Raw genomic sequence first — 22,298 nt, 5'->3', positions numbered from 1 at the left:
GAGGTTGGCTTAGAAGCAGCCATCCTTTAAAGAAAGCGTAACAGCTCACTGGTCTAAACAAGAGGTCCTGCGGCGAAGATGTAACGGGGCTCAAGATACGTGCCGAAGCTTAGGGTGTGCCACTTATGTGGTACGCGGTAGCGGAGCGTTCCGTAAGCCTGTGAAGCGATCTGGTAATGGGTCGTGGAGGTATCGGAAGTGCGAATGCAGACATGAGTAGCGATAAAGAGGGTGAGATGCCCTCTCGCCGAAAGACCAAGGGTTCCTGCGCAAGGCTAATCCGCGCAGGGTGAGCCGGCCCCTAAGACGAGCCCGAAGGGGGTAGTCGATGGGAACCACGTTAATATTCGTGGGCCTGGTGGTGTGTGACGGATCATGTGTGTTGTCATCCCTTATCGGATTGGGATGGCTTCGAAATGGTTCCAGGAAATAGCCCCACCGTATAGACCGTACCCGAAACCGACACAGGTGGTCAGGTAGAGTATACCAAGGCGCTTGAGAGAAGTGTCCTGAAGGAACTCGGCAAATTGCCTCCGTACCTTCGGAAGAAGGAGGCCCTCACTATGCGCAAGCACTTTGAGGGGGCACAGGCCAGGGGGTAGCGACTGTTTAGCAAAAACACAGGGCTCTGCTAAGTCGGCTTCAAGACGACGTATAGGGCCTGACGCCTGCCCGGTGCCTGAAGGTTAAGTGGAGGGGTGCAAGCTCTGAAATGAAGCCCAGGTAAACGGCGGCCGTAACTATAACGGTCCTAAGGTAGCGAAATTCCTTGTCGGGTAAGTTCCGACCTGCACGAATGGCGTAACGACTTCCCCACTGTCTCCAGGACATGCTCAGCGAAATTGAATTCTCCGTGAAGATGCGGAGTACCCGCGGTTAGACGGAAAGACCCCGTGCACCTTTACTGCAGCTTCAGAGTGGCATTAGGAAGAAACTGTGTAGCATAGGTGGGAGGCTTTGAAGCATCGGCGCCAGCTGATGTGGAGCCATAGGTGAAATACCACCCTGTTTGTTTCTGATGTCTAACCTCGTTCCGTAAGCCGGAACAGGGACCCTCTGTGGCGGGTAGTTTGACTGGGGCGGTCGCCTCCTAAAGAGTAACGGAGGCGCGCAATGGTGGGCTCAGGACGGTCGGAAACCGTCTGTTAGAGTGCAATGGCATAAGCCCGCCTGACTGCGAGACTGACAAGTCGAGCAGAGACGAAAGTCGGTCATAGTGATCCGGTGGTCCCTCGTGGAAGGGCCATCGCTCAACGGATAAAAGGTACGCCGGGGATAACAGGCTGATAACCCCCAAGAGCTCATATCGACGGGGTTGTTTGGCACCTCGATGTCGGCTCATCACATCCTGGGGCTGGAGCAGGTCCCAAGGGTTTGGCTGTTCGCCAATTAAAGTGGTACGTGAGCTGGGTTCAGAACGTCGCGAGACAGTTTGGTCCCTATCTGCCGTGGGCGTCGAAATTTGAGAGGAGTTGACCCTAGTACGAGAGGACCGGGTTGAACATACCTCTGGTGTACCAGTCGTTCCGCCAGGAGCGCAGCTGGGTAGCTATGTATGGACGGGATAACCGCTGAAAGCATCTAAGCGGGAAGCCTCCCTCGAGATAAGATTTCATAGAGCCGTCGGAGACCACGACGTTGATAGATCGGATGTAGAAGTGCGGTAACGCATGGAGCTAACCGATACTAATTGCTCTATTCGCGCTTGAGAGTCTCACACCATCAATGACAACACTGGGCAACCAGCTAGCCAACGATGCGTGCGGATGATTAAGACGACGCCAGATTGCCAATCCCCTCGCCGTCGAGGGATTGGTCACAAATATACCACTAACCTTGCACGGTATCGATTTTAAAACCCCACCAATGCGAAAGCTGCGGTGGGGTATCCCAGATATGACGCGCTCGCATGTCGCACCGGCTCCATTGCCTGGTGGCTATAGCGTCGGTGTCCCACCCGATCCCATTCCGAACTCGGCCGTGAAACCCGACTGCGCCAATGGTACTATCGCTCAAGCGATGGAAGAGTAGGTCGTCGCCAGGCATTGAAGCCCGTGCAACATGCAAAACACACCATATCAAAAACCCAGTCACAATTTCTCATACACTCAGTTCCGCACAACGCGGACACTCGGGCCCCCTCAAAGTAATACTTTGATGGGATCTCGGCGCGGGGTGGAGCAGCCCGGTAGCTCGTCAGGCTCATAACCTGAAGGTCACAGGTTCAAATCCTGTCCCCGCAACCATATACTTTGATGGGATCTCGGCGCGGGGTGGAGCAGCCCGGTAGCTCGTCAGGCTCATAACCTGAAGGTCACAGGTTCAAATCCTGTCCCCGCAACCAACTTCATTTGCAACACCTCCGAGGGTTCACCCGCGGAGGTTTTTTGCGTTTCCGTTCCAGCACATAGCGACAGCATCGCAGCCAACTCACCGCGCAGGTCGATGGTGAGAACTCCGCCTTCCGGCATCAGCACCACAGCGCTCGATAAGCGCGCGCAACCGTTCGGACGCCTGCGCTTTCAGCGCTTCGTCCTCGAACGCTGCGGTGAGCTGTTCGACCTTCTAACGGTACACACGGCCGAGATCCGGGGTAAGCAGCCCGGGCTCCGGGGAAACCGTATCTGTGGTTTCCTGTTCGGCAAGGTCCAGTTCGGCGAGCAGGGCCTTGCGCCGCTCGGTCCAGATCTTCATTTCATCGACGAACACCATCGCATCCACGCCTTTGAGGATAGCCGCCTTCGCGCGCGAGAGCTTGTGATCGAGATTGGCCAGTTCGGCTTCCCGCTCAGGGCCGGCGCTGACCGTTTCAGCCGTCAGGCGACGCGTCTCTCCCTCATATTCCAGAAGGAACGCTGCAACGACATCGTCACGCAGCATCTGCCGAAGGTCATCTTGCCGGTCAGGAGATACCGCGGGCGTTGTTGTGCAAAGAACGGCAGGCTGATCATCTCGGTACGCGGTTTCGCGGTGTGGGCGAGCGTAGCCTGGCGGAATTTGACCCGGTCCCACAGCTCTAGAGGCACGATGCCGAGCGCCAGGGACTCGATGCGCTTTTCATAGCCGTACGCAGAGCCGCCGGGGTTCTTTCCCATCGCGTGATGACCCACCAGCGCATCGCGCATCTTGTCACTGTTGGCGCTCAACTGCTCGGCGTTGATCGTACCGATCATGCCGATGTGCAGCGGCGTGACTATGCCCTCCTTGCGCGTCGCCAGGAGGATGCCGCGAAACCGGAGACGGTCGAACAATGCAATCCACAAGGACCATGTCAACCTTCCGACCGGCTGATGTACGAAGCCAAGAACGAGGGAGGCGACGCGTTCCTGGAGCGGCTCGACTTGCGCTTGCCGAGATACGCGCGACAACAGAAGCGGCGTCGCACAGTCAGTGCCGGCCGACTGGTGTGCTGCGCCTTGCAGTGTCTCCCATCGCTGAAGATTTTCTGTCAGGCGAACTGCTTGCATCGTTCCGTACAGCACACCCGTGTCTCCGGCTTGACATTCTCGTGACCGATGAAGACTTCGATATCGTCGCAGGCGCCTGAGACGGGGGCGCCCGCCCGGGCGAAGTGGTCGAGCACGGACATAATCGCGGTTGAGGTCGGCTTCGATCAACGCCAGATCGTCGTCGCCGCGCGGGGCTATATGGCGGCAGCGGAAACATCGCTTCACCCACGCGATTTGACGCAGCATCGGTGTATCGGCTGGCGATCCTCCGCCGATGTTGCGCCTTCCCGCTGGGAATTCGCGAAGGAAGTGCGTGAACTCGCCGTCGCTGTCGACCGGGAAGTTACCACCGACGGCATAGATTTGATGGTCGGGATGGCCCCTTGCTGGCGCATGCCTGATGGTCGGTATGGAAGAGACGTTCGCGCCGCGGTTGGAGAATAGTCGGTTGCGAACGGCATTCGACCCGTTCTGTCCGTCACTCCCCGGACTTTCCTGCGCTACCCAAACCGGCGTCACCTCCCACCAAGCTGCGGGCGATGGTCGACCATGTAAAGGACTGACGCAGCCACTGAGCCCCCTCAGCCATGTTGATGGCTTAATATTGGGCATGTTCTTGGTTTTAAACCAGCGAAACTGCTTTCGTGTGAGCTTGCTGAGCCGATATCCTAGTTTCGCGAACGTTTGTTCATCAGAAGTCGGACAGTCACGGCCGTCTCTCTGGAAGGTGGCTTCGTCCCACTTCTCGACCTCCATGCGGCGCCGTAAGCGACGATTTACCTACATCACAAACGGTCGAAGTTGGGGGGGGGCGACAAGCCGACCGCCAGTGTCTGGTTGCGGATCGCACCGGAAGCGGGGGCGGAGTACATTCGTGCCCAATCCCCGCCATCCCTTTCCGCCCGGATCTGGACGCTAGCCGGGGCGGCAAATCGATCCACTAGATGTCGAGACCAAACATTCAGACCTCGGCGTCGCGACTCTTCGCGCCCGGCGTCGCTAGCCGCATGCGAAGAGCCGCCTCATGCCCGGCGCGGCGCTGCTGAACCCGGCCCATGACGTTGCGGAAATAGCTGTCCACCTCTCCGTAGGAAGGCATTGGCGCACTCACGGAAGGCGCGGGGAGGGGGGTGATGAGTTCCTCGGGGGCTATCGTCGTGATCGAAGCCGCGGCGGACAATTCTATGTCGGTCTTGCGCGCGCAGTGCAGGAAGCCGGGTAGATTGCCCTTTTCCTGGATCGGTGTCTTCATCAGCGCGGCGCGCTTTGCGACGGCGGATGGCGACACTGGTAGGGGAGTGCGTCCGGTTGCAAGCGTGGGCGCCGGGCGCGTCTCGGCGTCGCCGCCGTCGAATAGATGCATGAAATCGTTCGCCGCCGCGTCGCGCGCGGTTAACGCGCCGAATCCCAGCAACCGCTCGAGCGTCGCGGGAACCGAACTATGGTCGTATGGCGTCGGGTCGACCCCGAACTTCACCATCGGGGACACGATAACCGCCGGCACGCGCACGCCCAACTGGTTGAAGACGAAGCCGTTGTCTCCTGAGCTGTCCTGCGTGTTGGGTTCGACCGTTCGGCCGGGAGCGACGGAATCATAGAAGCCGCCATGCTCATCATAAGTGATAACCAACATGCTATAGGGCCAGAGCGGCGACGACGCGATCGCGTTGAAGGTCCTAGCGATCAGGTTCTCGCCGCCCGACACGTCGTCCTCAGGATGTTGTGAGGAGCCGCCTTTGTAGGTGTTGCCGGCGATGTCGCCGTAATTCGGCTCGATGAAGGTATACCGGTAGGGATAGCCGCTGGCTACGTCGCTGGCGAACGCGGTAATGCTCTTCACCGCCAAGGGCTGCGCGAGCGAGATGCCCTTGAGCGCGGTGACTTGGGGAATCGAACCCCCGACATCGAGGGTATCGTCGTGATAGATTCGCCAGGGGATGCCGTTGGCGTCGAGTGCGTCGAAGATCGATCCGTTGCGATAGGTAAAGCCGCTCACCGTCTCCCATTGGGCAATCTGCAAATTCGATGGGCTACTGTCTAGGCTCGTATAGCCGCCGCCGTCCTGATAGGCCGAGGAGGCGCCGTGGACGTAGAAGCGGTTGGGCCAAGTCGGACCGGGCAACGACGAGAACCAATTGGTGCACAGCGCATAGTGATTGGCTAGCTGCGTGATGACGGGAACCTGTGCCGGGGCAAGGCACTTCATGATGTCGCCGATCTCGTCGGCGGTCGGCGTGCCTGTCTTCTCCGAAGTGCTGTAAGCGTAATTCGCCGCAAATCCCGACATCTGTGGTTTCGGATAATTGGGCGCGGTGTAGGTCGCCCCCTCACCGCCAAGCTGTTCAAGGACGTCAGCGAACTCGTGGCCGGGATCGGTCGGCATGCCGGTCGGGGTCGAGGTGTCACTGACGGTGTAGGTCTGCCCGTTGTAGCTATTGCTGTTCGCCGCCGGTGCCCCACCGAGCGCGGCGAACATGTTGTCATAGGAGTGATTCTCTAACATCAGCACGAATACATGTTGTATGGCCGAGTAATCGCCGGTGTGGATCATGCTCGCGCCGCAATACCCCGATTTGAGGTTGATCGCGAAATTGTCCCAATCGACGGTGAAGGTTGGTGATGATCTGTCGTCCTTGAGCCCCCATTCGCCGATCAGCATGCATTCCTTCCAATAGGGCAGCAACACATCATCGGGAACGTTGCTGACATAGACACCGGGACGGCTGCCGCCTGAAGGTGCGATCGACGCATACCAAAAATCGGCCGGCGTCGCGGTAGTCCAGTCGACCGTGACTGGTCCAATCTTGCCCCCGGGCGGCACGGCACCCTGTGTGATTCCCGTCGAGCCATGGCTCGTACTATAGTGATAGAGCGAAGGAACGGCGTAAGAGTCAGTATTATTTTGGAGATATATTTTGGCGCTGCCCATGATCTTTCCCCCCAGTAGAACTCTTTCACGACTTGAGGTGAATGATATCATTTCCGGAATAATTCCGAGAAAAACATGATCCATCGTGGTTCGATCTTTTTTTTTAAATTAACACCTGTATGAAGGCGATCGCTTAGGCTGCAATCAATCTAGGGCGCTCGAATTCAGAAATAAGCGAAATCTGGAGCTTTTAGTAAGTGCAGTTAATCATCTATTCTGTATAATATCTGTCGGAATTGAACGAATAATTATTCAGCGTCCGGCGGTTGCTGAGCAAGATGGCCGAACTTGGGAAGTAGCGACCCAGTTCCGGATGTCCGGCGATGGGTCTTGCCTGGGTTTCGTCGGCTGTGGATCGTAAGTGACTGACGTTATTGCTCCAGTCTTAGTCCAGCTTTATCGATAGCGGACCTTAGCAACAGTGACTTGATCGGGGCGCGGATTTTCAAAAACTAAAGCAGGTTTGTAACATATTGCGTAACATTGTGCCGATACGCAGGGCCGAAATCGGCAAGGCGGAACTTGCATACTGCCGGATACTGGTCAGTTTGTCGCACCGGACAGTAATTGCGAAAACCGAGTCTTCCTCGAACGTCTTGTTCGTGGCCTTGATCCTTCCCGTCGCAAAGTCGACGGCCAGGCCCCGGTCGCCCTGCGCGATGAACTCCCGCAGTTCCGTGGACGTTTCGATCGACCTTGCTGCCGTCTCGAGCAGATATGCCAATCCCGGATGTCCCCGGTAGGTGCCGGCCAGCGGTCAGTCCTTTCCCGGGATGATCCACTCGATTTCCTCGGCGACCAGTGTCAGCAGGCTCTTCTTGTCGCCGCGACCGATCGCGGCGAAGAAGTCCTTCACGGTTGCAGCGTCCGTCAGCCGAACCTGACCAGATCCTTGAAGATCAGCCGGCCCCAGCTCGTGTCGTGCGCCTGAACGAGCAGCCCACCTTCCGAAAGTCCGCCAAGCTGGATCGGCGCGAAGCCGAGATCTTCCGCCAGCGCGCCGACCTGCGCTGCCGCATCGTCGTCGTCACTCGACAGGAACACGACGCGCTTGCCACCCTGTACGGCCGGATCCTGGTCGAGCACGGCGGCGACCAGATGGTTGAAGCCCTTGACCACCCTGCCGCCGGCGAACGCGTCCGCGACGACCTGGGCCGAGGGCCGTCCGTCCAGTTCCTCTGCGGACACGCCGTACGCATTGGTCACGTCGACGATGATCTTGCCCTGCCAGTCCGGCAGCGCCTTCGCGACATCCGGGTGCGATTGGAAACGGACGGCCAGGAAGATGACGTCCGCCTCGACCGCCCCGGCGAGCGTCGTGGGCGTGATGCCGGGACCGATCGCTACCGCGGTCGCTGCAAAGCTCTCCGGATCGCGCGTCGTCGCGATGCATACCGCGATCCCCTTGCGGGCGAACGTCTTGGCGAGGGTCTGGCCGATTTCGCCGAAACCGATGATTGCGTAGGTCATGTTAGTCTCCTTGGGGTTTCGGGCGGTCACAGCTTGTAGCCGCCGCTTGCTTCGATCGTCTGGCCGGTCACCCAGTGGCCGTCGTCGGATGCCAGGAACGCCACGACGGCGGCGATTTCCGATGGCTCGCCAAAGCGTCCGAGCGCGATGTCGGCCTCGACCGCCTTCACGAGCGCCGGATCCTCCCGGAAGGCCGCGTTCGCGTCGGTCCGCGTGAAGCCTGGCGCGACGGCGTTCGCAGTGATCCCGCGCGGCCCCAGTTCGGCGGCGAGCGCATGCGTCAGCGTGTTGATCGCCGCCTTGGCCATCGAGTAGATCGGCGCCGTCGTTACCGGCTTCGTCGCGGCGGCGGACGAGATGTTGATGATCCGTCCGTCATCGGCGAGGCGATCCATCGCAGCCTGGACGATGAAGAACGGTGCGCGCAGGTAGACCGCCATCAGCGTGTCCCAGCTGGCGGGCGTCGAGTCCTTGAAGCCGATCCAGCCGGCATTGCCCGCGTTGTTGACCAGAATGTCGAGTGTTTTGCTGCCGTTCCGCTTGGTGAACTCGTGGTCGAGCGTGTCGAACAGGACCGGCACGGTAGCCGGATCCACCAGGTCCGCATGTATCGCGAACGCAGTACCTCCCGCGTTTTCGATGGCCGCGACTGCTTCGTCCGCGCCGGATTTGCTGGCGTTGTAGGTCAGCGCGACCGTCGCGCCGTCGCGTGCGAGACGTTCGGCGATCGCGCGGCCGATGCCACGCGATGCCCCGGTAACGAGAGCGGTCTTTCCCTTGAGAGGATGGTCCACAGGATTTTCCTTCGTGCTTGGGTGCAGGTGCCGATCACGCGAGCGATGGGCGGGTGGGACGCGTCAAAGCTGCGCGAGGCCACCGTCGACGGCGAGTTCGCTGGCGGTCATGAAGCTGCTGTCCGACGATGCGAGAAAGGCGGCCGCCGCCGCGATCTCGGCCGGGTCGGCCATGCGCAGCAGCGGGGTCATCGCGCCGTAGGCCTTCTGGCCCTCCTCGCCGAGCGCGGCCTTGGCGAGTTCGGTCGCCGTCGCGCCGGGGGACAGGACGTTCACGCGTATGCCGGTACCCTTGAGGTCCTCCGCCCAGCTCCGCGCGAGGTTGCGCACGGCCGCCTTGCTGGCGCTGTAGGCGGTGAACCCGGGGGCGCCCGTGGTGCCTGCGCTCGATCCGGTCAGGATGATCGAACCGCCCTCGCGCATCAGCGGCAACGCCTTCTGGACGGTGAAGATCGTCCCCTTCACGTTGGTGTCGAAGGTCTCGTCGATGTGTTCGGCGGTGATCTGGCCGAGTGGGAGCGGACTTCCCGCGCCTGCATTGGCAAAGACGATGTCGAGCATTCCGCGCTCGGCCTTCACCGCGGCGTAGAGCCGGTCGAGGTCGGACTCGTCGGACACCGAGCCCTTCACCGCGCGGGCATTCGACCCGAGTTCTACCACCGCGGCATCGAGCGCATCCTGTCGCCGCCCATAGACGAAGACGAAGGCGCCTTCCGCGATGAACCGCTTTGCCGAGGCGAGGCCGATACCGGTCGCGCCGCCGGTGATCACGGCGGTCTTTCCGTCTAATCTGGTCATGTCGTGCATCCTTGTTCGCCGACCGGGTGTCGGGCCGTCCGGGGATGTTCCCCCGCGAGCCTCAACATGGGCTCGGCAAAGTCAGGCAGGGATTGTGGAATTCCGCACATCGGTGGTGCGGAAAGGATCCACCGAACGCGGCATGCGTCTATCTCGAGCGTGCGTGCTATGGTGGGCGTGCAGCTTGCGGCGCGGGAATGCACCATGATCGACTGGGACGACGTTCGCTACTTTCTGGCCGCCGCGCGCGAGGGGTCGGTGCGCGCTGCCGCCAAGCGTCTCGCGGTGAACCATGCGACCGTGCTGCGACGTATCGCGCAGCTGGAACAGCGGCTCGGCGCGCAGATGTTCGAAAAGCTGCCCTCGGGCTACCGCCTGACGACGGCGGGCGAGGAGGTTCTCGAATTCGCGCTGCAAATGGAATCCTCGTCGCACCAGTTGGAGACGAGGGTCTTCGGACGCGATCAGAGCGTGCGCGGGCTCCTGCGGGTGACGCTGACCCCGATCCTCGCAACGCACCTTCTGCTGCCGGATTTCGCCGATTTCGCGCGCCGGCATCCGGACATCGAAATGGAAATCCAGTCCTCCGGCGACCTCGCAAACCTTACCAACCGGGAGGCCGACGTCGCGATCCGCGTCGTCTACGACCGCAAGACCCTGCCGCTCAATCTACACGGATTGAAGGGACCTGAGCTGTTCGGTGGCGTCTACATCGCCGCGATCGGCTCGACGCATGGCGCGCGGGCGCGTCCGCCCCCCTCCGCTGGATCGTCATCAGCACGCACGGTATTCCTGATTGGGCGAGTGAGGGCGATGTCCGCACCACCGCAGTTCCCTTCAGGGTTACAGACGCAGCAGCGGAGATCGCCGCCGTCCGGCAGGGGCTCGGGTTGACGACGTTGCCATGCTTTGTCGGAGATGCGGACCCGCTGCTCGAAAGAGTGCCGGGCACCGACCTGCACCCGTACGGAACGCTTTGGGTCCTGACGCAGGGGGAGACCCGCAAGACGAAGCGCGTCCGGCTGTTCACGGACCACGTCTCCCGCAGGCTTGCCGCCTACGCGCCGCTCCTGGCGGGAATGTCAGTATCGGGCGATTGATGCCCGACGGTCCTCAGGCCGGAGCAAGCAACTCCATAGAGGCGTCGGTTACAATGTGCCTCCCTCGGCGAGCGTCTTGAGTTGATCGGCCATTGCGCCCCAGCCGCCTTCAAAGCCCATCGAGCGATGCCGCTCCAGCGCCTCGTCGGTCCAGTGGCGCGCCGTGGCGGTGAAGAGGGTGCCGTCGCCGTCCGGCGCGATCTCGAACAGGCCGACCATGAACGGTCCGCTGGGCTTCCAGCCGGCCGTGAAGGCGTCGGTGAACACGAAGCGGCGGTTCGGCTCATATTCTAGGACCACGCCTTCGTTAGGCATTTCCTCGCCATTGGGTCCATGCATAACCACCAGACTGCGACCGCCTGGGCGCCACTCGATATCGCGTGCTTCTGCGCGCCAAGGTCGCGGACAGAACCACTCCTCGAAGCGGTTCGTCATAGTCCGCCAGACCGCCTCCACGGGGGCGGCAATGTGTCGCTCGACGCTGAGTTCGCGGCTAGTGCTCATCGCTCGTCTCCTTTGCACATAGTATCGTATATCGCTTCAGTGCTGCCCGCTATCGCGGGCAGCTTGCGGGTAGCCGGCAGCCTCTATTTCGACGAAGCCTCCGTGCAACATTGCCTGCAAATGAAGCGCAAGGCTCGTAATATCGATCTCAGCGTCGAGCGTGCGCGCGTGACCAATGCTTGCGCTATGGCTTCAAAGCGCTCGCATTGATCGCGCGCCGGGCAGAGATAACGCGATCGCCATAGAGTATTGCCAAGGACCGATGGACGGCTTTGGCGCACCTGTCGTTCGCCAAGGCCGACGCCTGCCGCTCGGCTTGTTCGCGCTTCTTGCTATAGGCGAGGTCGTAATCTTGAACGTTTGGCATGGCAGGCACTCGGCACTGCGGGCGGAAGCTGGTTCCAGCTCTCTATCGTCACCGTGCTCGCGGCAAGGGTGATGGCGACGTCGCAGCATACGCCGATGCGGCTTGGGGAGATACAGCGGTCGCGCTGTCTGGCTCGCGCACTGTTCCGTCTGCCGCGTATCGGACGTCTGGCCATGTCGGTGAAGTCCGTGAGGCCTACATCGGATACCAGTCTCATTGAGGTGCCTCAGCATGTCGCGATCGACCAGCCCCTTGTTCGTGAATGCCGTGATCGATTGCATGGGCGAGGGGAGGGCGCCCACGCATGAGGAGATGATGATCGTCGCGCAGCACATCTGGTCCGATGGCGCGGCATTCCGTTCCGCGTTCGCCTGGAACAGCTTGTCGGTGTCCTCGCCCGATCGTCTCTGTTCGATGCGGGCGGCAGGTCTGGCCTTGCACGGCTCGCGGTAACGTGCCGATGGCGGCGCGCGCGTGTCTGCCGTGATGGACCCTGCGTATGGCAAATGAGCGGGGATGGTCTTGCGGCATGGTCGCTCGTCGCCGCCAAACCAGAATAGAATCGTTTCTCGCGGTTGCCGCGACGCGGCGTCATCGACACCCTATCTAGACGATACGAAGTCAGCTCGCCGCGACCAGCCTTGACGGGGATGAACATCAGGATTGTGCCATGAAGAAGATCGGGTTCCTTTCGTTCGGTCATTGGTCATCATCGGCCCAATCCGCAACGCGGTCGGCCTCGGACGTGTTGCTGCAGTCGATCGACCTGGCCGTCGCTGCCGAGGAATTGGGCGCCGACGGCGCGTATTTTCGCGTTCACCACTTCGCCCAGCAACTCGCATCGCCATTCCCGTTGCTGGCCGCGGTTGGCGCCAGGACCAGCCAGATCGAGATAGGCACCGGCGTAATCGACATGCGCTACGAGAACCCGTTCTACATGGCGGAGGATGCGGGTTCGGCCGACCTGATCAGCGGTGGCCGCTTGCAGCTCGGGATCAGCCGCGGCTCCCCCGAGCAGGTGGTCGAAGGGTGGCGTCACTTCGGCTACGCGCCCGCCGAAGGTGAGACCGACGCCGACATGGGCCGCCGGCATGCCGAGGTGCTGCTCGATCTGCTCAAGGGCGAGGGGTTCGCGCAGCCCAGCCCGAACCCGATGTTCCCCAATCCACCAGGGTTGTTGCGCCTCGAACCGCATGCGCCAGGCCTGCGGCGGCGCATCTGGTGGGGCTCATCGTCGAACGCCACTGCGGTCTGGGCGGCGCAAAACGGCATGAACCTGCAAAGCTCGACGCTGAAGGCGGACGAAAGCGGTGAACCGCTCCATGTCCAGCAGGCGAAGCAGATCCGGCTCTATCGGCAGGCTTGGAAGGACGCAGGCCATGATTGGGAGCCGCGCGTGTCGGTCTCGCGCTCGATCTTCGCGCTGATGAACGATCGCGACCGTGCCTATTTCGGGCGCGGCGAAAGCAGCGACCAGATCGGCGTGATCGACAACATGCGTGCCGTGTTCGGCCGGTCCTATACGGCCGAGCCGGACCAGCTGATCGAGCAGCTCCGCACCGACGAGGGCATTGCCGAAGCCGATACGGTGTTACTCACGGTGCCGAACCAACTCGGCGTCGACTACAACGCGCATGTGCTCGAATCCATCCTGACCCACGTCGCGCCAGCGCTTGGGTGGCGTTAAGGTGGCGCGGGTCACCTCATGCGTGGCTGCCTGTTTAATGGTACACGTCGGAGGGCAATTCGAGCGTTAGCGATGACTGTCGAAACGGATTGTGCATGAGTGTCTGAAGTTGAGAAGCGGGGAAGGGCCCCCGGGCGACCGGGAATGTGTCTCAAGGCTGACCAGATAGCAGACGCGACCTGCGGCTTCGCACTCAAAGTCGGCGTCGATAAAAGTCCGTATTCTGTGGATGTGTCACAGAACATCCACATGATGGAGATAGGACGTCTTTTAGCGACGCGGCTGTGCAGGCCGCGCTCTTAAAAGGGGTTTCGATGCTTCGTTCCATGCGACTTTCGTCGCGCGCAGTTCTGCGCGCGCTGTTGATGCTCGGCTCCACCGCCCCGGCCTTGATGATCGGTGTGACATCGGTCGAAGCCCAGGACTATACGAACATCGCCGCGTCCGGTCGCGTGACAGGGCAGGACGGGACCGCGATCATTGGTGCGCAGGTCAAGATCACCTCATCGGACCGAGGCGTCAGCCGCGTTGCCGCGACGGACTCGACGGGCAGCTACACCATCCCGCAGCTTCCGCCCGGCAATTACGACGTCGCCATCACCGCGCCGGGCTTCGCAACCTATGACGAACGCGGAATTCCGCTGACCCGCGAATCCGGCGGTGCCAACAGCTTCCGCCTGGTTCCAGCGGAGCAGAGCGGCGACATCGTCGTCGTCGGCACGCGTCAGCGCACGGCCGACTTAAAGGACACCACGGTCGGCAGCACGATCAATCTCGGCTCGCTGACGACGCGCGTACCGATCGGGCGCACCTTGCGCGACGTGATGTTGCTGACTCCCGGCGCGGTCCAGGGCTCGTCGCCTTCGAATGGCGGTTTTTCCAACCAGGTATCGATTGGCGGCGCAGCGTTCACCGAGAACGCATTCTACATCAACGGCCTGAACGTGACCGATTTCGTGTCGGGTGGACAGCCGGCCGAAGTACCGTTCGACTTCTACCAGACGGTCGAAGTGAAGACCGGCGGCGCCCCCGCGGAATTCGGTCGCGCGACCGGCGGCTATGTCGTCGCCACCACCAAGTCCGGCACCAACGACTATCATGCGAGCGTCACCGGCATCTGGGAGCCCGACGATCTCCGCGGCAGCGCGCCGTCGACCCGCACCGTCGACTATCGCAACGCGACCGCAAGCCGCAAGGAACTGGTGTTCCAGGCAAGCGGCCCGATCATCAGGGACCATCTGTTCGTCTACGGCCTCTACAACATGCGCGAAATCCGCACGCTCACGCCGCAGGCCAACCAGAACAACGCGACGGGCGTGGCGAATACCAGCCCGTTCTGGGGCGGGAAGGTCGACGGCTACATCAATGCGATCACCATTTCGAATTCACCTATTTCGACACCACCAACGAGACGCGCAACCGCAGCTACGACTGGGATCGCACCGACCATCGCCTTGGCGACAAGACCGGCGGCACCAACGCGCGGGCGGGCGGTATCAATTATGTCGGGCGCTATACCGGCACCTTCACCCCGTGGCTGACGCTGTCGGGTGCGTACGGCGTGAACAAGCTCCGCTCGGGCAACGTCCCGCTTGACGTCACCAACCCGCAGGTGATCGATTACCGTACCGACCCGGCCGGTATCCAGATCGGCGCGAACAAGGTGACGGATGCGTTCAGCAGCACCGACAACCAGCGCGAATTCTACCGCGTCGACGCCGATCTTCAGTTCCAGTTGCTCGGCGCACACCATGTCCGCTTCGGGTACGATCACGAGAAGAACACCCAGTCGCAGACGTTCGAGACGATCGGCGGCGGCGCCTACAAGATCTTCAACGTCACGGCGCAGTCCGCCGCGCGGATCGGTGCGCCGGTCGGCACGCAATATTACACGACGCGCGTCTACGAGCAGAGCAGCGTCGCGCACGTCCGCAACGAGGCCTTTTACGTCCAGGATCAATGGTCGCTGCTCGACAACCGCCTCCGCCTCGATCTGGGCGTGCGCAACGATCGCTTCAGCAACCAGGGCGTGAACGGGAAATCCTTCTTCAAATCGGGCAACCAATGGGCGCCGCGCCTCGGCGCCGCGTTCGATCCGGTCGGCGACGGGCGCACCAAGATCTTCGGATCCTATTCCAAATATTTCCTGCCGATGGCGGGGGATATCAACCTGAACGTCGCCGGCAGCCTGGTGACGTACACGCGCTACAATCTGTTCAACGGCGTCAGCGGCGCGGGCAGCGTCCCCGTCGCCGGCACGCCGCTTCTGTCGGTCGTGAACACCACGAACTGCCCCGACACCGGCATCAAGAATTGCGAAGTCTCGGCGGACGGCTCGGCGTTCAATCCGGCCGGCGCGATCGCGAGCAACATCAAGCCCCAGTCGGATCGGGAGTTCATCATCGGTGCCGAGCACCAGTTCAGCGACCGCATCCGGATCGGCGCCTATTTCACCCACCGCGAACTGACCAACGTGATCGAGGACGTCTCGATCGACGCCGGCGCGCGCGCCTATTGCGTCGGCAAGGGCTTCACCGCGGCGGCGTGTCTGTCGGCGTATCCAGGCGGCAGCCAGTTCGTCATCGGTAACCCGGGCAAGGACATCACGACGCAGATCAACAAGCTGCCCGACGGCTCGACCCCGACCGTGACGCTGAAGAAGGATGACCTCGGCTATCCCGCACCGAGCCGCAACTACAACGCGCTGACGCTGACCTTCGATCGCAGCTTCGACGAGAAGTGGAGCCTGTCCGCCTCCTACACGCTCGCGTTCGACAAGGGGAATTACGAAGGCGGCGTGCGATCGGAGAACGGACAGCTCGCGATCAACCGCACCGCGGACTTCGATTCACCGGGGTTCGTCAACGGCGCCTACGGGTATCTGCCCAATGATCGTCGCCACAGTTTCAAGGCGTATGGCAGCTATCGCCTGTTCGAGGCGCTGGATCTCGGCGCCAACATGCTCGTGCAATCGGCCCCGCATTACAGCTGCATCGGCGCCGTTCCGCTTGCGGTGGACGCCTATGCCAACACCTATCACGGCTACGGCTATTACTGCCAGGGCGAGCTGATCCCGCGCGGTACGGCGTTCACCGGCGACTGGCTGGCGCAGGTCGATGTCAGCGCGGTCGTCCACTTGCCGATCCCGCATCTCAAGGCTTCGCTCCGGCTCGATGTGTTCAACCTCTTCGCCAGTTCGGCAGTCACGTCGTTCAACAATTTCGGCGAGTTAAGCGACGGATCGGCCAATTTCGATTACCGCGCACCAGTGAATTACCAGACGCCGCGCTCGGTGCGGTTGACGGCGGTGGTCGGCTTCTAACCATAGCTTGCGCGTGGAGCGAGGCATGGAGCATGTCTCGCCCACGCGGGTTTGCCGACGAAGACCTGATGGAGGGAACGATAGAGAAACGATCACAGCGGCAGAGCGAGATCATGGCGCGGCTACGCGGCGGCCGGACCCTGTCGGTGACCGCGTTGGCCGCCGATCTTGCGGTCTCGGACGAGACGATCCGCCGCGAACTGCGCGCACTTGAGGATCACGGCGTCATCATTCGCGAGCATGGCGGCGCGCGGATGACGACGCCCGTGCACGAGGGGCCGCTCCACCAGCGCATGGAGGAGAATGCCGACGCGAAGATCCGTGTCGCACGCGCGGCGGCCGAGTTCGTGCAGGACGGCGCGATCGTGTTCATCGATTCCGGCACGACGAGCTGCTTCATCGCAAGGCATCTTGCCGACCGGCGTTCGCTCACCGTCATCACCAACTCGCTGCGCGTCGCGAGCGATTTGGGCGGGATCAACAACAACCGCCTGTTCCTCGCGGGGGGGCAGATGGACTACGACTACCGCGCATTTTCCGATCACGTCGCGCAGGATTATGTCCGCGGCTTCACCCCGCATCTGGCGATCCTGTCGGTCGGCGGCATCAGCCTGGAGCGCGGGCTGATGGACTTCCACCCCGGCGAAGCGGCAATGAGCCGGATCGCCTATGCAACGTCGAAGCAGGTGCTGCTCGCGGCGGACGCGTCGAAGTTCGGACGGTACGCCTTGATCCAGACGGCCGCGCTGAGCGACGTCGGCATATTGGTGACCGACAAGCCGCTCGAAGAGGACTATGCCCGCGCCTTCGCTCACGCGGAGGTGGTGATCGCCTGACGTCGCCGCGCCGCGCGGATCAGCGGTGGCGCGGCGACGAGGATCAGGAGCGCACCGGCTCCTGCCACGGCGGCGTGGAGCAACCAGAATTGCGGGCTCGCGGTCCGCTCGTAGAAGACGCCGCTGAACCCGGCCCACAGGCTCGCGAAAACGCCGTGAAGGTAGAATAGCCCCATCCAGAAGCCGACGAGATGGCGCGGTGCGGTGCCCGCGATCAGGCTTAGCGCGGACGGCCAGATCAGCACGATCGCACCGTCGATGAGGATCAGATAGGCGAGCGTCCAGGGGAGCGCGAGCGGTGCGCCGCCGCTGGTCGCGTCGCCCAGCGCGAGGACGAGGTAGCCCGCCGAACATAGCATTCCGCCTAGGAAGATTTGGGTCACAGCGCCGATCCGAATGCCGCGCCGTTGCAGCGCCCGCGACGCGACCTGCGACACTGCGATCAACGCCAGCGTGAAGACTCCGTCTAGCGACAGGAACCACGCCACCGGCATGGTCAAGCCGAAGACATGCCGGTCGGCCCGCGTCCGCGCCCACACCAGGAAGATGTTGCCGAGCTGATCATAAGCCGAATAGCAGAGGTACACCGCGGCCAGGGCGACCACGAGCAGCGCGGTCGATCGGGCCGGGCCTTCCGACGAGACCGTCGAAGCGGCAAGGGTCCGGATCGCTGGCGCCGTGCGGCCGGTCACCGCGTAGATCGCCAGCCCCAAGGCGACGGCGATCGCGGCCGCGCCGATCGCATAGTCCTGACCGGCAAACGCGGCGAGCGCTCCGCAGACCAGCGGCCCACAGATCACTCCGGCGTTGAGAAAGCCGAGATAGACCGCGTAGCTGCGCCGGCGCTGAGCCTCGTGCTGGAACAGCGCGCCGAGCTGTGCCGACAGATTGCCCTTCAGCACCCCCGCGCCGATCGTGAAGGGGACGAGCCCGACCAGGAATGTCGGATCGCCAAGCATCAGTGTCAGGCCGAGCAGCATCCCGACACCGCCTGCCGCGACCATCGCGCGCCGGTTTCCGACCACATCACCGATCAGCCCGCCAATCGGTATTGCCAGATAGATCAGCGCATTGGCATAGCCGTAAAGCTGCGAGGCAAGCCCGGTGGCGGACAAGGGCCCGAACATCGCTGCGCTGGTCTCGCTGAAGGCGGTCGCGCCGACGACGCGCGACACGTCGCCGACGAGCACCCGGTCCAGGAAGATCAGCACCAGGAGCGACTTCACGCCCGAGACGGCGAAGCGTTCTAGAAACTCCATCGTTGCGAGCGACAGAAAGCCGGCACTCAGCAAACGCTCGCCTTCTACCGCGCCGTCTCTTTGCATTGCGTCCGCCCCTGCCAAGCGCCGCAACTAGGCAGGCTTCGCGACACGGCCATGACAGTAGGAGCGGCTCAGGAGGGGTGCGGAAACGCCGCAGCGGGTTCGCTGACGCTGGGCTGCCCTGTCTCGACATGCCCCGCCAGGCGCAGCCGAACGCCATTCGCTGAAGTCAGCAACAGGTCGTACCAGCGATGATCGGCTAACGTGATCGGAACCTTTACCGTGGCGTCGGCAGCGACCGCGATTTCGCGTCGCTCGCCGCTGTGCACGCAGTACAGAGCCATCGTCACCGGCGTATTGCCGCGGTTGCGGAGCTGCAAAATGCCGGCCGTGCCGTCTTCACGCCATAGCGTCACTGCTTCGACCCCTGCGCTCCCCGCCTTGCCGCGATAGTCGCGCTGGAACCCGTTCGGTCCCCGAACGACCAGCGCGTGCGGTTGGTCCGCTTGGATCGGCCAAGTCTCGCTCAGACGGGAGTTCGCCGCCACGGTGAAGTAGCGCCAACCCGGAAAATTCACTTCGTCCTGCACGCCGAACACGACTCCGACGGGACCCTGGTTGACGAAATTCAGCGTAAGCACCGCGTTCGACCAGACCGGCTCGACGGCGAAGCGGTACGGCAGTGCCCGCGCAAGCCGGGTTCCGGGTTCCTGCACGGGCACGCCTTCCCCCTTGGCGATGATCGGGGCGGGCGCGGTCGCGCACAGTCGCTCGGTTTCCTCGACATAGCCGGCGACCGACGGAAGCGCCGCCGCCCAGCGCGTGTCGAGGCGTGCGCTGTGCGGCACGTCGAAGTCGAAGATCGAGGTGAGGTCGCCGCACACCGCTCGCCGCCACGGCGAGATGTTCGGCTCGGCAACGCCGAAGCGCTTCTCCAGGAACCGCAGCACCGAGGTATGGTCGAACAGCTGCGAATTGACCCATCCGCCTCGCGTCCACGGGGAGATTACCGTCATCGGCACGCGGGGTCCGAGGCCGACCGGCTCGCCCTGATAGGTCTCGCTGCGGACGTCGACGTTGCTCGCACCATAGCGCGGTGCGATTCCGGGGACGGGGGCGGGAACGTGATCGAAGAAGCCGTCATTCTCGTCGTAGTTGAGGCTCAGCGCGGTCTTCGCCCAGACCTTTGGATTGGACGCAAGCGCCGCGACCACGCTGCTGATCAGGACCTCGCCGAACGGCACGGGCGCGTCGGGATGCTCGCTCATCTGCATCATCGGCACGATCCACGACACCGCCGGCAGCCGGTCGGCGGCGACGTCGGCGGTGAACGCGGCGATCAGGTGCCTGGCCTGCGTCTTCTCGGGATCCTCGGGTGCGACGCCGTCGATCCAGTCGACGTACGCGCGCCCGCGTCGGTAATGCGGCGACGATCGGTCCAGCTTTCGGAACTCGCTGAAATAGCCGAGCGGATTGTCGGAATAATTGGCGAGCTCCTGGTACACGCGCCACGGAACGCCCGCCTCCTCGAGCCGACCGGCATAGGTGCGCCATGGCAAGCCCTGCGTCGCGTCGTCCTTGGCCATGTCGGCGCCGGGATTGCCATCGGTGCCGCCGTTGGTGACGCAATAAGCGCCTTCCTGCCCGACGCTCAGGCCGTTCGTGCCGCTGAAATGATAGAGCCGATTGGGGCCGGTCGGGCCTTGCAGCGAGCAATGATAGCCGTCGCAGATCGTGAACTGGTCCGCCAGCGCATGGTAATACGGGATGTCGGCGCGGGTCAGGTGCGCCATGGTCAGCGGGCCCTTCTGCTCCGCCCACACGTCCCAGTTGCGCCACCGCGCCTGGCTGTCCTTCCAGCTATGGTCGAGCCCCGTGAAACAGCGCGCGTTGCTGCTGTTGTAGTCGAGCCGGAACGGCCAGGTGATCCGCCCGCCATCACGGTCGGCGCCGCGTTGCGCCCAGACCGACCTACCGCCGGGCAACGTCACAGGCCGTGGATCGGCAAAGCCGCGTACGCCGCGCAACGTACCGAAATAATGATCGAACGACCGGTTTTCCTGCATCAGGATCACGACGTGCTCGACGTCCATGATCGAGCCACGCGCAACCGAACGCCGTAAAGCGCTGGCTGCCCCTGGTGGCGTAGCAGCGGCGCCTGATGCACCGATTAGGAAGGCTCTTCGACCAATCGCCATTCTGCTACCCCAAAGCTATCGCGATGCGCTCGTGACAAGGCCGACAACCAACGCGTAGGCATACAGTGTACGATTCATGTGACAGCGCCGAGGTAAATGTGAATATTATGATGGCCTCATTCATAAGGCCCACACTTCAACCGGGGTGTTCGCGTCAGATCTCCGACATACCGAGGCAAAGCGATCGTATTAGGAAGTGAAAAAGCGTCCGACTTAGAAAGTCGGGTTAGGGCAGCCGAATGTCGGGAAGTGGGCGGGGCGTCACGTGGCCTCGATGTTGCGTGACAAACGATCTTATCATAGACGACGCGTGCTGCGAAAAACGATGGCGTGGTCAACACCACCATCGCGCGCACGCCGGCCGATAGCTGGTTAGCGGCTCCATCAATGGCAACGCAGGCTTGACCTGCGCCGGCTAGGAGCGCGGACAAATGCGAGAAGACGTTACCATCATTGGCGCGGGCCTCGGCGGCTTGGTGCTCGCCGGCGCCCTGCATCGCAGCGGCATCGGGGTCGTTGTCTATGAAGGCGAGCCGTCGCCGGACGCGCGGGCCCAGGGCGGCTTGCTCGACCTGCATGAACACAGCGGTCAGCAGGCACTGCATTCGCTCGGACTGTACCATGCATTCCTGAAGCTGGTCCGGCCGGGCGAGGATGCCAAGCGGGTCGTCGACCGGCATGGCACGGTGTTGCTCGATCGACCGGGCAATGCCGCCACCGCTAGCCCCGAGGTGGACCGTGGTGACCTGCGCCGGTTGCTGCTGGATGCCTTGCCGCCAGAGATTGTGCAGTGGGGCCGCAAGGTCGCGTCGGTGCAAGGTGCGGGACGTGGTCGCCACGCGGTCGCATTCACCGACGGCTCCGTGGTCGAAACGACGCTGCTCGTCGGGGCCGATGGTGCCTGGTCGCGCGTACGCCCACTCGTGACCGACGCCCAGCCTGCCTATACCGGCACCTGCTTTGTCGAGCTTCACGTCGACGCGGACGATCCGCGCGCGGCCCCCGCCGCGGCGGTGATCGGCTCGGGCACGTTGATGGCGGTGGCGCCTGGCCAGGGCATCCTCGCGCACCGTAACGCCGACGGCAGCATCCATACCTATGTGGCTGTCAATCGGCCCGAGGAGTGGCTGGCAACAGCCCTGCCGATCACGGCCGCCCAAATCGAGGTCTTGTTCGACGGCTGGGCGCGATCGCTGCGTGGCCTGATCACCGACGGCGAGAAGGTCCCGGTTGTGCGCCCCATCTACGCGCTGCCGCCTTTGCTGGCCTGGCCGCGCGTAAAAGGCGCGACGCTGCTGGGCGACGCCGCGCATCTCATGTCACCATTCGCGGGGGAAGGCGCCAATCTGGCAATGCGCGATGGAGCGGAACTCGCGCGTGCGTTGATCGACCATCACGGCGATAACGAACGGGCCCTAGCCATCTACGAGCATGACCTGTTCGCACGGGGCCAACCGATGGCACAACTCAGCGCGAGAAACCTGTCCCGCTTCTTCGGATCGGACGCGCCGACCAGCGTCGTGGATCTGTTCAGAACCGCATGAACGAATGGCGGAAGTCGGGAGGTGGGCAGGCCGTTCTG

At 62.6% G+C, this 22,298-nt stretch carries 19 protein-coding genes, 2 tRNA genes and 2 rRNA genes (1 of these 23 only partly in view); 13 read left to right on the top strand and 10 right to left on the bottom strand.

What is annotated here, in order from left to right; all coding sequences use genetic code 11:
* The 4 genes from ASE69_RS08880 to ASE69_RS08865 all read left to right on the top strand — a co-directional run.
* Positions 1-1,710 (top strand): 23S ribosomal RNA (locus tag ASE69_RS08880); it begins 1,086 nt to the left of the window's first position.
* 219 nt (positions 1,711-1,929) lie between these two features.
* A 5S ribosomal RNA gene (gene rrf / locus ASE69_RS08875) occupies positions 1,930-2,044 on the top strand.
* A gap of 125 nt (positions 2,045-2,169) precedes the next feature.
* Positions 2,170-2,246: transfer RNA gene (locus ASE69_RS08870), tRNA-Met, on the top strand.
* Positions 2,247-2,267: 21 nt separating this feature from the next.
* A tRNA-Met gene (locus ASE69_RS08865) sits at positions 2,268-2,344 on the top strand.
* Positions 2,345-2,565: 221 nt separating this feature from the next.
* On the opposite strand, the gene ASE69_RS08860 is transcribed toward ASE69_RS08865, so the two are convergent.
* Positions 2,566-2,880, bottom strand: a complete 315-nt coding sequence (locus tag ASE69_RS08860) for a hypothetical protein (protein ID WP_056485208.1) — start codon at positions 2,878-2,880, stop codon at positions 2,566-2,568.
* Positions 2,817-3,482: a hypothetical protein gene (locus ASE69_RS23420; protein WP_156362237.1), complete on the bottom strand. Its 666-nt coding sequence runs from the start codon at positions 3,480-3,482 to the stop codon at positions 2,817-2,819. The genes ASE69_RS08860 and ASE69_RS23420 overlap by 64 nt, the downstream gene beginning before the upstream one ends.
* A 33-nt stretch (positions 3,483-3,515) precedes the next feature.
* Here ASE69_RS23420 and ASE69_RS23415 point away from each other — a divergent pair, with 33 nt between their 5' ends.
* Positions 3,516-3,893: a LysR substrate-binding domain-containing protein gene (locus ASE69_RS23415; RefSeq protein ID WP_056485205.1), complete on the top strand. Its 378-nt coding sequence runs from the start codon at positions 3,516-3,518 to the stop codon at positions 3,891-3,893.
* A gap of 517 nt (positions 3,894-4,410) precedes the next feature.
* On the opposite strand, the gene ASE69_RS08845 is transcribed toward ASE69_RS23415, so the two are convergent.
* The 5 genes from ASE69_RS08845 to ASE69_RS08825 form a co-directional block, all read right to left on the bottom strand.
* Positions 4,411-6,462, bottom strand: coding sequence for an alkaline phosphatase family protein (locus ASE69_RS08845; RefSeq protein WP_200924148.1), 2,052 nt, complete (start codon positions 6,460-6,462; stop codon positions 4,411-4,413).
* Between the two features lie 361 nt (positions 6,463-6,823).
* Entirely contained in the window at positions 6,824-7,102 is a 279-nt protein-coding gene (locus ASE69_RS08840) for a nuclear transport factor 2 family protein (RefSeq protein WP_200924147.1), read from the bottom strand.
* 146 nt (positions 7,103-7,248) lie between these two features.
* Positions 7,249-7,848, bottom strand: a complete 600-nt coding sequence (locus ASE69_RS08835) for an NADPH-dependent F420 reductase (protein WP_056485352.1) — start codon at positions 7,846-7,848, stop codon at positions 7,249-7,251.
* Between the two features lie 26 nt (positions 7,849-7,874).
* Complete coding sequence (locus ASE69_RS08830) at positions 7,875-8,642, bottom strand: SDR family NAD(P)-dependent oxidoreductase (protein WP_056485204.1); 768 nt, start codon at positions 8,640-8,642, stop codon at positions 7,875-7,877.
* Positions 8,643-8,705: 63 nt separating this feature from the next.
* Entirely contained in the window at positions 8,706-9,440 is a 735-nt protein-coding gene (locus tag ASE69_RS08825) for an SDR family NAD(P)-dependent oxidoreductase (protein WP_056485350.1), read from the bottom strand.
* A 204-nt stretch (positions 9,441-9,644) separates the two neighbouring features.
* Between ASE69_RS08825 and ASE69_RS08820 the strand changes: the two genes are divergently transcribed.
* Positions 9,645-10,334: a LysR family transcriptional regulator gene (locus ASE69_RS08820; protein ID WP_235518300.1), complete on the top strand. Its 690-nt coding sequence runs from the start codon at positions 9,645-9,647 to the stop codon at positions 10,332-10,334.
* Positions 10,335-10,588: 254 nt separating this feature from the next.
* Here the strand turns inward: ASE69_RS08820 and ASE69_RS08815 are convergent, their stop codons facing one another.
* Complete coding sequence (locus ASE69_RS08815; RefSeq protein WP_056485203.1) at positions 10,589-11,044, bottom strand: SRPBCC family protein; 456 nt, start codon at positions 11,042-11,044, stop codon at positions 10,589-10,591.
* Positions 11,045-11,083: 39 nt separating this feature from the next.
* Between ASE69_RS08815 and ASE69_RS21980 the strand changes: the two genes are divergently transcribed.
* The 6 genes from ASE69_RS21980 (at position 11,084) to ASE69_RS08795 (ending at position 17,256) form a co-directional block, all read left to right on the top strand.
* Complete coding sequence (locus tag ASE69_RS21980; protein WP_156362236.1) at positions 11,084-11,254, top strand: hypothetical protein; 171 nt, start codon at positions 11,084-11,086, stop codon at positions 11,252-11,254.
* A 388-nt stretch (positions 11,255-11,642) separates the two neighbouring features.
* Entirely contained in the window at positions 11,643-11,864 is a 222-nt protein-coding gene (locus ASE69_RS08810) for a hypothetical protein (RefSeq protein ID WP_056485201.1), read from the top strand.
* Between the two features lie 217 nt (positions 11,865-12,081).
* Positions 12,082-13,098, top strand: coding sequence for an LLM class flavin-dependent oxidoreductase (locus tag ASE69_RS08805; RefSeq protein WP_056485199.1), 1,017 nt, complete (start codon positions 12,082-12,084; stop codon positions 13,096-13,098).
* Positions 13,099-13,412: 314 nt separating this feature from the next.
* On the top strand, positions 13,413-14,639 hold the full coding sequence (locus tag ASE69_RS22905; RefSeq protein ID WP_235518298.1) for a TonB-dependent receptor: 1,227 nt from the start codon (positions 13,413-13,415) through the stop codon (positions 14,637-14,639).
* A 20-nt stretch (positions 14,640-14,659) separates the two neighbouring features.
* Entirely contained in the window at positions 14,660-16,420 is a 1,761-nt protein-coding gene (locus ASE69_RS22900; protein ID WP_235518295.1) for a hypothetical protein, read from the top strand.
* Positions 16,421-16,452: 32 nt separating this feature from the next.
* Positions 16,453-17,256, top strand: a complete 804-nt coding sequence (locus ASE69_RS08795; RefSeq protein WP_235518294.1) for a DeoR/GlpR family DNA-binding transcription regulator — start codon at positions 16,453-16,455, stop codon at positions 17,254-17,256.
* Here ASE69_RS08795 and ASE69_RS08790 read toward each other — a convergent pair.
* Positions 17,232-18,581 (bottom strand): MFS transporter, encoded by a 1,350-nt coding sequence (locus tag ASE69_RS08790; RefSeq protein ID WP_056485196.1) that lies wholly within the window; start codon positions 18,579-18,581, stop codon positions 17,232-17,234. The genes ASE69_RS08795 and ASE69_RS08790 overlap by 25 nt on opposite strands.
* 68 nt (positions 18,582-18,649) lie before the next feature.
* Complete coding sequence (locus ASE69_RS08785) at positions 18,650-20,716, bottom strand: phosphocholine-specific phospholipase C (protein WP_056485194.1); 2,067 nt, start codon at positions 20,714-20,716, stop codon at positions 18,650-18,652.
* 431 nt (positions 20,717-21,147) lie between these two features.
* On the opposite strand from ASE69_RS08785, the gene ASE69_RS08780 reads away from it, so the two are divergent.
* Positions 21,148-22,260, top strand: a complete 1,113-nt coding sequence (locus ASE69_RS08780; RefSeq protein ID WP_056485192.1) for an FAD-dependent oxidoreductase — start codon at positions 21,148-21,150, stop codon at positions 22,258-22,260.
* The last annotated feature ends 38 nt before the right edge of the window (positions 22,261-22,298 follow it).

This window comes from Sphingomonas sp. Leaf208 (assembly GCF_001421415.1).
GTDB lineage: Bacteria > Pseudomonadota > Alphaproteobacteria > Sphingomonadales > Sphingomonadaceae > Sphingomonas.
The sequence above is the reverse complement of the archived record's forward strand: the minus strand, read 5'-3'. Positions and strand labels throughout refer to the sequence as shown.